At 60.2% G+C, this 13,773-nt stretch carries 14 protein-coding genes and 1 tRNA gene; 9 read left to right on the top strand and 6 right to left on the bottom strand.

The annotated features are described in order from the left end of the window. Nucleotides 1-4: 4 nt before the first annotated feature. The 3 genes from sppA to cmk all read right to left on the bottom strand — a co-directional run bounded on the left by sppA (nucleotide 5) and on the right by cmk (nucleotide 3,809). Nucleotides 5-997 carry a signal peptide peptidase SppA gene (gene sppA, locus CAK95_RS10940; protein WP_086087946.1) on the bottom strand — a complete coding sequence of 331 codons (993 nt, stop codon included), beginning with the start codon at nucleotides 995-997 and terminating at the stop codon, nucleotides 5-7. A gap of 259 nt (nucleotides 998-1,256) precedes the next feature. Then, nucleotides 1,257-2,972 carry a 30S ribosomal protein S1 gene (gene rpsA / locus CAK95_RS10935; protein ID WP_086087945.1) on the bottom strand — a complete coding sequence of 572 codons (1,716 nt, stop codon included), beginning with the start codon at nucleotides 2,970-2,972 and terminating at the stop codon, nucleotides 1,257-1,259. A gap of 198 nt (nucleotides 2,973-3,170) precedes the next feature. Then, the gene (gene cmk / locus CAK95_RS10930; protein WP_086087944.1) at nucleotides 3,171-3,809 is read right to left on the bottom strand and encodes a (d)CMP kinase; all 639 of its coding nucleotides are present in this window, start codon (nucleotides 3,807-3,809) and stop codon (nucleotides 3,171-3,173) included. Between the two features lie 245 nt (nucleotides 3,810-4,054). Here cmk and CAK95_RS10925 point away from each other — a divergent pair, with 245 nt between their 5' ends. Beyond that, the gene (locus CAK95_RS10925) at nucleotides 4,055-4,609 is read left to right on the top strand and encodes a peroxiredoxin (RefSeq protein WP_086087943.1); all 555 of its coding nucleotides are present in this window, start codon (nucleotides 4,055-4,057) and stop codon (nucleotides 4,607-4,609) included. Between the two features lie 175 nt (nucleotides 4,610-4,784). Beyond that, nucleotides 4,785-5,336 carry an alkylhydroperoxidase, AhpD family gene (gene ahpD / locus CAK95_RS10920; RefSeq protein ID WP_086091345.1) on the top strand — a complete coding sequence of 184 codons (552 nt, stop codon included), beginning with the start codon at nucleotides 4,785-4,787 and terminating at the stop codon, nucleotides 5,334-5,336. Between the two features lie 12 nt (nucleotides 5,337-5,348). Here ahpD and aroA read toward each other — a convergent pair whose 3' ends face one another. After that, nucleotides 5,349-6,689 carry a 3-phosphoshikimate 1-carboxyvinyltransferase gene (gene aroA / locus CAK95_RS10915; RefSeq protein WP_086087942.1) on the bottom strand — a complete coding sequence of 447 codons (1,341 nt, stop codon included), beginning with the start codon at nucleotides 6,687-6,689 and terminating at the stop codon, nucleotides 5,349-5,351. Nucleotides 6,690-7,028: 339 nt separating this feature from the next. Between aroA and CAK95_RS10910 the strand changes: the two genes are divergently transcribed. The 7 genes from CAK95_RS10910 (at nucleotide 7,029) to CAK95_RS10880 (ending at nucleotide 12,304) form a co-directional block, all read left to right on the top strand. Beyond that, entirely contained in the window at nucleotides 7,029-7,433 is a 405-nt protein-coding gene (locus tag CAK95_RS10910) for a TIGR02300 family protein (protein ID WP_086087941.1), read from the top strand. A 111-nt stretch (nucleotides 7,434-7,544) separates the two neighbouring features. Continuing rightward, nucleotides 7,545-7,620: transfer RNA gene (locus CAK95_RS10905), tRNA-Ala, on the top strand. A gap of 412 nt (nucleotides 7,621-8,032) precedes the next feature. Further along, a complete protein-coding gene (locus tag CAK95_RS10900; RefSeq protein WP_086087940.1) occupies nucleotides 8,033-9,514 on the top strand; it encodes a SulP family inorganic anion transporter in 1,482 nt (493 codons plus the stop codon). A 149-nt stretch (nucleotides 9,515-9,663) separates the two neighbouring features. Beyond that, complete coding sequence (gene ugpB, locus CAK95_RS10895) at nucleotides 9,664-10,977, top strand: sn-glycerol-3-phosphate ABC transporter substrate-binding protein UgpB (protein ID WP_086087939.1); 1,314 nt, start codon at nucleotides 9,664-9,666, stop codon at nucleotides 10,975-10,977. 152 nt (nucleotides 10,978-11,129) lie between these two features. Further along, nucleotides 11,130-11,555 carry an Hsp20 family protein gene (locus CAK95_RS10890; RefSeq protein WP_086087938.1) on the top strand — a complete coding sequence of 142 codons (426 nt, stop codon included), beginning with the start codon at nucleotides 11,130-11,132 and terminating at the stop codon, nucleotides 11,553-11,555. Nucleotides 11,556-11,646: 91 nt separating this feature from the next. Continuing rightward, nucleotides 11,647-11,907 carry a BQ00720 family protein gene (locus tag CAK95_RS10885; protein WP_086087937.1) on the top strand — a complete coding sequence of 87 codons (261 nt, stop codon included), beginning with the start codon at nucleotides 11,647-11,649 and terminating at the stop codon, nucleotides 11,905-11,907. 118 nt (nucleotides 11,908-12,025) lie between these two features. Continuing rightward, nucleotides 12,026-12,304 carry a BQ00720 family protein gene (locus CAK95_RS10880; protein WP_086087936.1) on the top strand — a complete coding sequence of 93 codons (279 nt, stop codon included), beginning with the start codon at nucleotides 12,026-12,028 and terminating at the stop codon, nucleotides 12,302-12,304. Between the two features lie 16 nt (nucleotides 12,305-12,320). Here the strand turns inward: CAK95_RS10880 and CAK95_RS10875 are convergent, their stop codons facing one another. Both CAK95_RS10875 and CAK95_RS10870 read right to left on the bottom strand, forming a co-directional pair. Beyond that, nucleotides 12,321-12,932 (bottom strand): biliverdin-producing heme oxygenase, encoded by a 612-nt coding sequence (locus CAK95_RS10875; RefSeq protein WP_086087935.1) that lies wholly within the window; start codon nucleotides 12,930-12,932, stop codon nucleotides 12,321-12,323. Between the two features lie 47 nt (nucleotides 12,933-12,979). Continuing rightward, on the bottom strand, nucleotides 12,980-13,771 hold the full coding sequence (locus CAK95_RS10870; RefSeq protein ID WP_280949869.1) for a heme ABC transporter ATP-binding protein: 792 nt from the start codon (nucleotides 13,769-13,771) through the stop codon (nucleotides 12,980-12,982). Between the last annotated feature and the right edge of the window lie 2 nt (nucleotides 13,772-13,773).

The following is a 13,773-nucleotide window of genomic DNA, read 5'->3' as shown; positions in this document are numbered from 1 at the left end:
CCTCTCAATTCGTCGGAGAAGGGTGCCAAAGCGCCAGCAGACCGTCAAGATTAAGCCGCTCGGCCGCCGCAAAGGCGCCGGACTGCTCCAGGCTCCGTGCAAAGCCGTCCAGCCCAACGGCATTCAGCGTAGTCACGGCAGCCAGATGCAGGAACGAGAAGTCGGACAGGCGTGAGCGCAGCCGATAATCGCGAACCGGCGTCTTGGGATCGATACCCTTTTCCTTGGCCAGCCATTCGATCGCGGTCCTTTCGTCACCGAGTTGATCGATCAGCTTCAGGTCGAGCGCCTGCCGGCCGGTGAAGACGCGGCCGTCGGCAACCTTGTCGAGTGCGGCGCCTTGGAGCTTGCGGCTGCTGCTCACGAGCTCCTTGAACCAGTTGTAGGAGTCCATGACGATCGAGGCGAGCGCAGCCCGCGCTTCAGGCGAGGTCGGCTCGAAACCATTTGGCGCGGCCTTGAGCGGCGATGATTTCACATCCTCGACTTTCACGCCGACCGTTTTCAGGAGGTCGGTGAAGTTGGGATACTGGATCAGCACACCGATCGATCCGACCAGCGATGCGCTCTGCGCGATGATATGATCGGACGCCATCGCGGCGATGTAACCGCCGGATGCACAGAGGCTGTCCACGACGACGACCATCGGCTTCTTGGCTTTCACGCGCCGCAGCGAGTCATAGAGTTGTTCGGAGCCGGCAGTAGTGCCCCCCGGACTATCGATATGGACGATGACCGCCTTGACATTCGAATTCGCCAACCGTTCGAGTGCCTGGACGCGCTCCTGATTGCCGCGGATCAATCCTGAAATCGTCACCCGCGCGATGGCGCCCGACGGAAGATTGGTCAGGCTGCCCGACCGCGACGTCGCGATAACGGCACCGATGGCGGCCAGCGCGACAAGAACCGTCAGCACGCGCCAGAATGTCAGTTTGCGCCGAAGACGGCGGCGATCCACGATCTGGTCCGCGTCAAGCGGCCGAGAATCGAGCGACATGGTTTCGCTCCCTTTTGATTCGATTGCGCGACAGTCTAGCGCGGCTTGCCACTAGACCCGATCAATCCTTCACGATTGGCAAAGGCATTCGCATAAATGCGTTGCCAGGCAATGACGTGTACGGACCGGCTTGGGCAAAAAAATGAACCCCCGGCGCGGACGCCGGGGGTTCTGGAAATGCTCCTGTGGCAAACCGTCACCCTGAGGTGCGGTTGCGTAGCAACCGCCTCGATGGATGACGGCCCGTCCGGAGTATCGCTTACTCCGACTTCTCCTTGTCGCCGGCGCGCTTCAGCGCCGTGCCGAGAATGTCGCCGAGCGTCGCGCCGGAATCGGAGGAGCCGTATTGCGCTATGGCTTCCTTCTCTTCCGCGACTTCGAGCGCCTTGATCGACACCTGCACCTTGCGGGCCTTGCGATCGAACTGCGTGACGCGCGCATCGACCTTCTGGCCGACCTGGAACCGCTCGGTCCGCTGATCGCCACGATCGCGGGCAAGGTCCGCACGACGGATGAAGGTTTCGAGGTCGGTGCCGGCGATCTTCACATCGAGGCCACCTTCCTTCACGTCGGTGACTTCGCAGGTCACGACGTCACCCTTCTTGATCTCGCCGGCCGTACCCTCTTCCATCGGGTCGCCCGCCAGCTGCTTCACGCCAAGCGAAATGCGCTCCTTCTCGACATCGACGTCGAGAACGGTCGCCTTCACCATGTCGCCCTTCTTGTACTCGTCGATCACCTGCTCGCCCGGACGCTTCCAGTCGAGGTCGGAGAGATGAACCATGCCGTCCACATCGCCGTCGAGGCCGAGGAACAGACCGAACTCAGTCTTGTTCTTGACTTCGCCTTCGACGATCGATCCCGGAGGATACTTCTCGACGAAGACTTCCCACGGATTGCGCATGGTCTGTTTGAGACCGAGCGAGATGCGGCGCTTGACCGAATCCACTTCCAGGATCTGCACTTCGACCTCCTGCGAGGTCGAGACAATCTTGCCCGGATGGACGTTCTTCTTCGTCCAGGACATTTCGGAGACGTGGATCAGGCCTTCGATGCCCGGCTCCAGTTCAACGAACGCACCATAGTCGGTGATGTTGGTCACGCGACCGGTGAAGCGGCCATTGAGCGGATACTTCGCCTCGATGCCCTGCCACGGATCATCCAGCAGCTGCTTCATGCCGAGCGAGATGCGGTGGGTATCGTGATTGATCTTGATGATCTTCACCTTCACCGACTGGCCGATATTGAGCACTTCGGTCGGATGATTGACGCGCCGCCAAGCGATATCGGTGACATGCAAGAGACCGTCGATGCCGCCGAGATCCACGAACGCACCATAATCGGTGATGTTCTTGACCACGCCGTCGATGACCTGGCCCTCTTCGAGGTTCTGCACCAGCTCCTGACGCTGCTCGGCACGAGTCTCTTCCAACACGGTCCGGCGCGACACAACGATATTGCCGCGGCGGCGATCCATCTTGAGGATCTGGAAGTATTGCGGCGTCGCCATCAGCGGGCTGACATCACGGATCGGACGAATGTCCACCTGCGAACGCGGCAGGAAGGCCACGGCGCCGTCAAGATCGACGGTGAAGCCACCCTTGACCTGATTGAAGATGTTGCCTTGCACCTTCTCGTTATTCTTGAAGGCGCCTTCGAGCTTGCCCCAGCTCTCTTCGCGCCGGGCCTTGTCGCGGGACAGGACGGCTTCACCGAGCGCATTCTCGACGCGCTCCAGGTAAACCTCGACCTCGTCACCAACCTTGATCTCGTTGCCGCGGCCGGGTCCGGTAAATTCGCGCAATTGAACGCGGCCTTCGGTCTTCAGTCCGACGTCGATGATGGCGACGTCCTTTTCGATGCCGACGACGGTACCCTTGATCACCGAACCTTCGTGCAGGTTTCCCTGGGTGAAGGACTCTTCAAGCATCGCGGCGAAATCTTCACGCGAGGGCGTAGCACTAGCCTGGGCCATGAATTCTCCTGATAGCGGTGCGCCGATTGGAATTGGGGAGTTTCGAACGTCCGGGTCAAAGGCCCCGCAAGACCTTTGACACCGCTCCATGCGGAGCGGGCCGGCGCGTAAAGCCGTTCGATCGAAACGATGATTGCTTTTGTCCAGGGCCTCCGGAAGAGGCGGCGGAGCGGGCGATCCTCCAGCGACGAAGGGCGGTTAAGCCGGCCTCCGGCCCGCTCGGACGGCCTCAACAATGTCAATGGCGGCCCGGACAGCGGCGTCTATACCTAAATAGGTCGTATCCAGCAAGACTGCATCGGGCGCTGGCTTCAGCGGCGCAACAGCGCGGTTCATGTCGCGCTCGTCTCTCGCCTTGATGTCCGCCAGAACCGCGGCCGCATCGACGAGACCGCCGCGGCCCTGCAGTTCGCGCACACGACGGCCGGCCCGTTCCTCGGCTGTCGCAGTCACGTAGATTTTGACTTCGGCCTCGGGGGCAATGACGGTGCCGATATCGCGTCCATCGATGACAGCGCCGGGCTTGGACTGGGCGAAACTCCGCTGCAGCGCAATGAGCGCAGTCCGCACTTCCGGAATGGCAGCCACGATCGAGGCCGCCTTCGCGACCTCGTCGGACTTCAGATCGTCTTCAGGGAAACGGCCCGGATCGTAAGCCTGCGCCGCAGCGATGGCTGCGGACTTGTCGTGCAGAGCGCCACCGCTGAGTATGACGGCCATGCCGACCCCTCTGTAAAGCAGCCCGCTATCCAGGTGGCGGAAGCCATAATGGACGGCAATACGCTTGGCGAGCGTGCCCTTGCCGGACGCTGCCGGACCATCAATGGCAATAATCACAAATCCCCTCCGCCGCTTCCTTTGAGCCTGATCAAACCGGACATCGCCGGTTTGGGCGATGTTCCAAGCGCCGTCTATCTGCTCAGACGGAGCAAACCAAGCAATCCAGGAGATAAGATTATCTTATCGGTATAATAAATAAAACCTACTAGACTTATGATTGTGCGTAGCAATATTATTGCTGCGTCGCAACAAATCCGCGAATTTTCACAATACGCAACTTCCAATCGGCAAAGGTACGCGAAATGCTCGGCATCGGAGACAAACTCCCCTCCTTCTCCATCACCGGCGTGAAGCCCGGCTTCCACGCCCACGAAGAAAACGGCCAGTCGGCCTTCGAGGAAATCACCGAGGCCAGCTTCCCCGGCAAGTGGAAGATCATCTTCTTCTATCCGAAGGACTTCACCTTTGTGTGCCCGACCGAAATCGCCGAATTCGCCCGACTCTCCGGCGACTTTTCTGACCGCGATGCCGTCGTGCTGGGTGGCTCGACCGACAACGAATTCGTGAAACTGGCCTGGCGGCGTGACCACAAGGATCTCGCCAAGCTGCCGATCTGGCAGTTCGCCGACACCAAGGGTTCGCTGGTCGACCAGCTTGGCATCCGTTCCCCGGAAGGCGTCGCCTACCGCTACACCTTCATCGTCGATCCGGACAACGTGATCCAACACGTCTATGCGACCAACCTCAATGTCGGCCGCAACCCGAAGGATACTCTGCGCGTCCTCGACGCCCTGCAGACCGACGAACTCTGCCCGTGCAACCGTGAGGTTGGCGGTGACGTGCTGAAGGCGGCCTAAGGCTTTCCCAAAAACATCCCCCGTTCATTCCCGCGCAAGCGGGAATCCAGAGCTGCAGATACTGAAGTTTCTGGGTCCCCGCCGAAGCCTGTCATCGGGCGCGCGCAAGCGCGGCCCGGTGGCGGGGACGAACGGGGAATGGAAATCACAGAATCAAATTCAAGGAGACATGCCCGTGCCGATCGAGGCCCTCAAGAACCGGCTGCCTGCTTTCGCGAAGGATGTGAAGCTCAACCTGTCGTCGATGCTCTCGGACGAAACCCTGCCGACGCAGCAACGTTATGGCTTGTTCCTCGCCTGCGCAATCGCCACGCGCAACGCCGATGTCATCCGCGCTTTCGAAGTCCTGGCGCGCGAGCATCTCTCGCCGCAAGCGCTCGATGCTTCACGCGCCGCAGCCGTGATGATGGCGATGAACAACATCTATTACCGCTTTGTACATCTGTCGTCGAACAAGGCCTACGAGACCAAGCCGGCGCGCCTGCGCATGAACGTGATCGCCAACCCGGGCGTCGACAAGGCCGATTTCGAACTCTGGTCACTCGCGGTGTCGGCGATCAATGGCTGCGGCAAATGCATCGACGCACATGACAAGGTGCTGCGCGATGCCGGTGTGAACGAGGATGCGATTCAGAATGGCGTGCGCTACGCCGCCATCATCCAGTCGGTTGCGGTGTCGCTGGAAGCTGCGGAAGCTACGGCTTCGTTCGCGCAGGCTGCTGAGTAAGAAGCAACGGGTTCAGGGCGCGAGATTTGCGCCCAGTCCCTGCATCAATTCGACAAAGCGCGGAAAACTCGTGGCAATGAACGCCGCGTCGTCGACGCTGACGGGCTTTTCGCTGTTGAGTCCCATCACCAGAGCGGACATGGCCAGCCGGTGATCCATATGGGTGGCGACGACCCCGCCGCCCGGCACAGACCCTGTCCCCTCGACAATCAGATCGTCGCCGTCGATCTCCACCGCGACGCCGTTGACACGCAGCATCTCCGCCGTCGCGGCAAGGCGGTCGGATTCCTTCACCCGCAATTCGCTCAAACCGCACATCCGTGTGCGTCCTTCCGCAAAGGCTGCGATCACGGCGAGGATCGGATATTCGTCGATCATCGACGGCGCCCGTGACGCCGGCACATCGGCGCCGTGCAGCGCCGATGCCTTCACCCGCAGATCGGCGACCTCTTCGCCGCCGTCGTGGCGTGACGACAGCGTCTCAATCGACGCCCCCATTTCCCTGAGCGTGAGAAAGAGCCCGGTGCGCAGCGGGTTCATCATCACGTTTTCCAGCACGATGTCCGAGCCGGGCACGATCAGCGCCGCCGCCAGCGGGAATGCGGCGGACGAGGGATCGGACGGCACCTGCAATACAGCCGGCTTCAGTTCGGGCCGGCCTTTCAGCACGATGCGGCGGCCGTGCTCGCCGACCTGTTCGACCTGCACATCGGCGCCGAAATGCGTCAGCATCTTTTCGGTGTGGTCGCGGGTCGCTTCCTTCTCAATCACGACGGTTTCGCCCGGCGCGGCCAATCCGGCCAGCAACACCGCGGACTTCAATTGCGCCGAGGCCACAGGCGGCTCGTACACGATCGGCAGCGGATCGCGCGCCCCTTCGAGCGTCAATGGCAGACGTCCACCCTCGGCGACATCGACCGCCTTTGCGCCGATGCGCGTCAGCGGATCGAGCACACGCCTCATCGGCCGCTTGCGCAGCGATGCGTCGCCGTCGAACACGGCATTGATCGGACACCCTGCCACGGCCCCCATGACCAGACGGCAGCCGGTTCCGGAATTGCCGAAATCGAGGGGCCCCGCCGGCTGCGCATAACCGCCGACACCGACGCCGAAGACCGACCATTCGCCCTCACCGGTACGTTCCACCTTGGCGCCCAGCGCACGCATGACCTTGGCGGTGTTAATGACGTCCTCGCCCTCCAAAAGACCGCCAATACGGGTTTCCCCAACCGTCAGGGCCGCGAGGATCAGAGCGCGGTGCGATATCGATTTGTCGCCGGGCACGCGGATACGGCCAGCCAGCGAGATGGATTTGCGGGCGGTGAGTGGGGACGCAGGGGAATTGTGGCTCAAAGCGGGTCATCCTGGACGGAACGGCGCCGTACTCGTGTTCTGTTTCCAACGCCCGCATTCCCTTGCCGCAATCTTTCATACGAGCGTTGGAAACAAAAGAACACGAGCAACTTTCTGATTCTAGTGCGGTTTTGGTTCTGACGTTCCGATGAAAGACGCGGCTGCGCGAGTGATCGGAACGTCAGAACCACCGCAATAGCACGCGCCTCTTGGGCCCGTCACTTGGCTCCGTCATGGAAGACTGACGTAAAACCCTCACAATCGGTATTGACACAGGGCGCTTGAGCCGCCAATTCAGCCGCTCAATCTTGCAAGCTGACTTCAGGGAAACCTCAAACCGTGGCAAAGCCAGAGCTCGGTACCAAGCGCGTCTGTCCGGTCACAGGCCGTAAATTCTACGACCTGAACAAGAACCCGGTCATCTCGCCCTATACCGGCGAAGTGGTGCCGATTGCGCCGGTGTCGGCGCGTGGGCGTCCGGATGCCAAAGTTGCGCCTACAGCGGCCGAACCTGAGCGCGAGACCGAGGAGGTCGAGGGTGCCGAATTCGTGTCGCTCGAGGATGCCGACGCCGAGGCACAGGGCAAGAAGTCCGATTTGCCGGACACTGGTGACGACATCGATATCGAAGACGACACCGGTGACGATGATGATGATTCGACCTTCATCGAAGACGAAGAAGAAGGCGACGATGACGTCACCGACATCATTGGCGACGGCATCGAAAAAGACGAAGAGAGTTGACGTAACGCGTGCTTCATCTAGAAGCACGTTGTCCGAAAGACACGCCGCAGATCGCGGTGCGGGGACTACAAATGGCCGCAGATATCCAGCGCGGCCTGTTGGCAAGACTTCGGGGCCATAGCTCAGCTGGGAGAGCGCTTGCATGGCATGCAAGAGGTCGGCGGTTCGATCCCGCCTGGCTCCACCAACCTTCGCCGCTATGGCTGGCAAGCCGACCTTCGCTTGAGAAATTGCCTCATATTTCAGCGCGGAAGCTACGCCGACACCTGTAGGGCGAAGGCGGCCTGTTCCGCTTACCGGGTGTCTGAGAACCTGGACGTCTCAGCACCTGCTTCGGCTGAGGTACATCCAATCAGCACGCTCGCTGTTCTCCAATGCTGCGAAGCTGCTAATTTGTTGCAAAGCAGCAAAAGCGTGTGTACAGGGTTCGGCATGACGCAGGATCGAGCCATCCATAGGACGCCGGTGCGGCGCGGGCCGCCGTAAGGCCTTAGCTCTACAGCCTGCAATCATCACTCTTTTTGAGTGGCTCCGTCGCTTGAACGGTCGCCCGTTATCACGCTGCCGCGAGCAGTAATCTCCCCGTAGGAAGCAATTCAGTGAATTTCACGACACTCCGTGCCGAGTGGTTCGGCAATATTCGCGGCGACGTTCTCTCCGGCCTTGTTGTCGCTCTTGCGCTCATTCCTGAGGCCATCGCCTTTTCGATCATCGCCGGCGTCGATCCCAAGGTTGGCTTGTACGCTTCATTCTCCATCGCTGTCGTGATCGCCTTTGCGGGCGGCCGTCCCGGCATGATCTCCGCCGCGACAGCGGCGACAGCGGTGTTGATGGTCACGCTCGTCAAGGAGCATGGACTGCAATATCTCCTGGTCGCGACGATCCTAGCTGGAATTCTGCAAGTCCTCGCAGGCCTGATGCGGCTTGGCTACGTCATGCGCTTTGTCTCGCGCTCCGTGATGACTGGCTTCGTGAACGCGCTCGCAATTCTGATCTTTATGGCGCAACTTCCGGAGTTAATCGGGGTACCGTGGCTCACCTACGTCATGGTCGCGGCGGGATTGATCATCATCTACGGCTTCCCTCGCATCACGAAGGCCATTCCATCGCCCCTGGTCTGCATCATTGTTCTGACAGCGGTCACCTTGGTCTGGGGATTGGAGCTTCGTACCGTCGGCGACATGGGGGAGCTACCGTCCACATGGCCTGTATTCTTGCTACCTGACGTACCGTGGACCTTGGAGACCTTGATGATCGTCCTACCATACTCTGCAGGCGTTGCTGCGGTCGGCCTCCTTGAGTCTCTGCTGACTGCATCCATTGTCGACGAGATGACCGACACGCCGAGCAACAAGAACAGAGAATGTGTTGGTCAAGGCCTCGCGAATTTCGTGACGGGGTTTCTTGGTGGCATGGCAGGCTGCGCGATGATCGGCCAATCCGTCATCAACGTGAAGTCGGGCGGTCGTGGACGACTGTCAGCCTTTTGCGCTGGCGTATTCCTGCTGTTCCTGATCGTTGTCTTGGGCGATTGGGTCCGCGTCATCCCAATGGCCGCACTGGTGGCCATCATGATCATGGTTTCCGTCGGAACGTTCAGTTGGACGTCACTGCGGGACTTGGCGGTTCATCCCCGGCGGTCGAGCGTCGTGATGCTTGCAACCGTCATTGGCGTGGTGACCACCCACAATCTCGCGATCGGCGTCCTCATCGGCGTACTGCTGTCTGGCATCTTCTTCGCCTCCAAGGTTGCCCAACTCTTCCGGGTGACCTCGACACTTTCCGACGACGGTCGCGAGCGAGTTTATGTCGTTGAGGGGCAGGTGTTCTTTGGCTCGGCAGAACCTTTCGGCACATCCTTCGATTTCAAAGAGGCATTGGAGCGAGTACGGATCGATGTCAGTCGCTCGCACATCTGGGACCTGACCGGAGTTGCGGCGCTTGATGCGGCGGTCTTGAAGTTCCGCCGCAAGGGAATTGAGGTCGACATCATCGGCCTGAATGAGGCAAGCGCCACGATCGTCGATAAGCTGTCTGTGCACGATAAGCCGGGAGCCTTGGAGCGTCTGAGTGCTCATTAGGGGGTCATGGAGAGTGTCTTGGCCGCCGTAGCAGCGGTGCCTGAGTCACTGGCATTTCCCCCAACCGGCCGATTGAAGCAGTTCCCGCCACCCGGTAAAGGACTACGGCGAGCGCACGGGAAAACGTGTGCCGTCCTTGGGGGATCGCTATGGTTCTTCGCCGCCTTGCCGCCGCGATATGTTTCTCTGTGCTGACGGCTATTGGCCCTGCCTTTGCCCTGACCGAGATCCACTGGTGGCACGCCATGCCCGGCGAGCTCGGCCGCGAGGTCGAACGGCTTGCCTCCGACTTCAACGTATCGCAGCCGGACTATCGCATCATCCCGAGCTACAAGGGTCTCTATACGGAGACCATGACGGCGGCGATGGTTGCGCTGCGCGGCAAGCAGCATCCGGCGATCCTGCAAGCGGCCGAGGTTGCGACCGCCACCATGATGGCCGCCAAGGGCGTAGTTTATCCGGTGCATCTGTTGATGACCGAGCAGGGCGTCGCCTTCACGCCATCGGCCTATCTGCCGTCGATCACCAGCTATTATTCGGACGCGAACGGCAACATGCTGTCGTTTCCGTTCAACTCATCGACACCGATCCTCTACTACAACAAGGATCAGTTCCGGCTCGCCGGCATCGATGCCGATACCCCGCCGCTGACCTGGCCGGATGTCGAAGCCGCCGCGCGCAAGCTGCGCAACAAGAATGTCCCTTGCGGCGTCACCACAGGCTGGCCGGCCTGGATCAACATTGAGAATTTCTCCGCCTTCCATAACCTGCCGCTGGCCTCGCTTGACAATGGCATCGGCGGGCTCAGCACCGAACTGCAGTTCAATAATCTCGTCGTCACCGGCCATCTGGCGACGCTGGCAGAATGGCAGAAGACAAAACTGTTTGATTATTCCGGCCGCACCAATGAGGCCGAACGGCGCTTCTACAGTAGCGAATGCGGCATCCTGATCTCCTCGTCAGCGGCACGCGCCGATATCATCGCCAATGCGAAATTCGAGATCGGCTACGGCATGCTGCCCTATTGGCCGAATGTTGCTGGGGCGCCGCAGAACTCGATCATCGGCGGCGGATCCCTGTGGGTGCTGCAGGGCCGCCCCGAAGAGGAATACAGGGGCGTGGCGCGGTTCTTCGCCTTCCTGTCGCGACCCGAGGTGCAGGCGGCCTGGCACCAATGGACCGGTTATCTGCCGATCACCCGCGCCGCCTATGAGCAAAGCCGCAGCATCGGCTTCTACGATCGCAATCCGGGAACCGACATCTCGATCAAACAGATGACCCTTAACCCGGCCACGGACCATTCCAAGGGCCTCCGGCTCGGCTCCTATGTGGTGGTCCGTGACATCATCCAAGAAGAGCTGGAGGCCGTCCTGTCCGGCAGGAAGGCCGCCAAGACGGCTCTGGACGATGCCGTGCGCCGCGGCAACGAAATCCTCCGGCAATTCGAGAAATCGAACCCGTAGGCGTTCTAGGGCCGGACCCCTCAGGTTCCCGCCATTCTTGAACCGCAGGCGGGAACAACCATATTCTGGAGACCAAACCGGCGGGTCCGCCGGAACGGTAATAGGGGGTGCCACTTCTGGGCCCCGTCAAAGTCGCTTGAAAGGGCTTTGAGATGTCCCGAATGCCTTCGTTGTCCAGCCCCTTCCTTTTAGGGTTCGACGAGATCGAGCGGGTGCTCGACCGCGTCACCAAGGCAGCGGACGGATATCCCCCCTACAATATCGAGCGTCTGCCGCGGGACGACCGCAACCCTGATCGTCTGCGTATCACGCTCGCCGTTGCCGGTTTTACCCTCGACCAACTCGAAGTGAGCATCGAGGAAAACCAGCTCGTCATTCGCGGTCGTCAGGCCGATGACAAGAGCAGGCAGTTCATTCACCGCGGCATCGCCGCCCGGCAATTCCAGCGTGTGTTCGTGCTGGCCGACGGGATGGAAGTGCTCCGCGCGGATCTGAAGAATGGTCTGCTCTCGATCGACCTAGCGCGGCCGGAGCCAGCGCGGATCGTGCGGAGCATTTCCATCACCCCGCACGAATAGTGCAGTAACCGGTTTACCAACCCGGATATGCGACAAAGGGCGATGGAACCAAATGTTGAAGGGGCAATTGAGGTAAGAAGGAGTAGCGGACATGACTGAAAACGACATCGAGAATCCGATCATGTCGGCGCAGGCATTCGCCGTTCTCGGCGGCGGCAAGATCGCTTATGTGAAGGCGATCAATTCGGAAGACGTACACGAGCTTTACCCGCAGGCACCAGAGATGCAGCCGGGTATGAAATTGTTCGCACTGCACGCCGCTGACGGCACGCCCATTCTCGTAACCGACACGCGTGAAGCCGCTGTGGCAAATGCGTGGAGTAATGAGCTTGAGGCGGTGAGCGTCCACTGATGGAAAGCAGAGCGGCATCTTGCCGCCGGATGATCGCGTTTCCGTGATCGTCTCAAGACCGTCGTTTCCATGAACCGTCGCGGCTCCTTGACCGTCAAACCGTCAAGGAGCCGCAATCATGTCAGCATCGATTCATCGTTCGTCGATTTTTCCGTCCAGACGAAAGGATACCATCCGTGATTTTGCGACCATGGGCGCAAGTAAGCTGGCCTATGTGCGCATCGCGCGATCAGAGGATGTCGCCCTCTTTTGTCCGGAAGCACCCGCACTTGCGCCTGGACAAAACGTCTTTGTGCTATGCGCCGCTAACGGCACGCCGATCCTTGTGACCGACACGCGCGAATCAGCGATCGCAAATGCCGAGCACGAGAAGCTCGAAGCCGTCAGCCTGCATTGATAGCGGCACGCGGCCTCTATGGAAGAGGAAGCAGCCTTTCTACCGTGTCGCGAACACGGGCAAACGCTTCCTTTGCTCCCGCAATCGCGCGGGCCTCATCATCGGCCGATAACGAGACACTATCGAGTGCCGCCGTGAAGGTGCGCCAGTGCAATCCCCGCCCCTGTGGATGCGCCGCAAGGTGCCGAGCGCCAAACGTTTCTGACAAACCGAGCTTTGCAGCTTCCTTCAACAAAAACGCCGCACCAAGATTGGAGCCTTCCGCTACATACAGCCAGCCAAGAGCTGCCGGCAGATCGACCTCCTCTCTCGCATCAAATACGGGCGCAGCGACGGCCGCTGGCGCTGCAAGACCAAGATCCGCTAAATCCTGTTCAATCTGCCCGAGCCGGCGGCGCTCCGCGAGATCTGGTAGCAGCCCTAGCAACGAGGCCTCACCATAAAGCGCATCGATCTCGCGATGAAACAGGTACTGCGCCTGCAAGAACAACCCATATCGCGCGCGATCGGCGAACGGATCACTTTGCATGATGCGTTTGTCCAGGCTTTCGTGCGCCTCATGCGTCGCCTGCTTCAGCAGCGCGGCGCGATTGGCCTGGCTTGGCTTGTCAAGTTCGAGTGTCGTCATGGAATATCCCTGATTGCAGCAACAAAATCGTCGACCCGCCTAAACCATCAACGCCTCACGCGCATCGATTGCGGTAATACAAATGGCATCGGCGCCTCCGGCGTAACTCTGACAGAATTGCTAACGGCAAACACGTCACTCATGACATCATCGCGGATAACCTCGTCGGGCGGGCCAAGCGCAATTATCCTTCCTGCCTTCATCATGGCGACCCTGCTCGCGAGCATCGCCATGAGATTTAGATCATGAATCACCAAAAGAATTCCGGTCCCTTCTTTAGTGATATTACGCACCATCTCGACCATCCGGAGTTGATGATTCAAATCGAGGCTTGCCGTTGGCTCATCGAGGAAAAACAATCCCGGCTTGCATCGATCGTCAGCGGATAAAAGCTGAAGCATCGCCCGCGCGAAATGAACACGCTGCTGCTCGCCGCCGGACAAACGCGTGACGGGTCGATCGAACAGGTGCAGGATATCGCATTGCTTCATCGCCGTTCTGGCGACATCGCGGACCCAGGACTGCGGCCGTGCGCTGTCCGCACCCATGACAACGATCTCCTCAACGGAGAAGTCGAACGAAACATTGGTATGCTGCGACAGCACCGCGCGATGCCGCGCAAGTTCGCGCGGTGAATAATCGGTGAGCGGGCGGCCTTTGATGGCAATCTTGCCCTCCGCTAGGCGAACCTCACCCGATATCGCACGTAACAATGTCGACTTGCCCGCTCCGTTTGGCCCGACCAAAGCGACGATTTCACCGGGGCCTACGGTCAGGTCGATCCCGCTGAGAATGGTTCGTTCGCCAACCCGCACCCCTGCGCCGGCCACATCGATCAACA

Origin of the sequence: Pseudorhodoplanes sinuspersici (assembly GCF_002119765.1) — a bacterium.
Classification (GTDB): domain Bacteria; phylum Pseudomonadota; class Alphaproteobacteria; order Rhizobiales; family Xanthobacteraceae; genus Pseudorhodoplanes; species Pseudorhodoplanes sinuspersici.
This window is presented reverse-complemented; position numbering and strand designations above follow the sequence as displayed.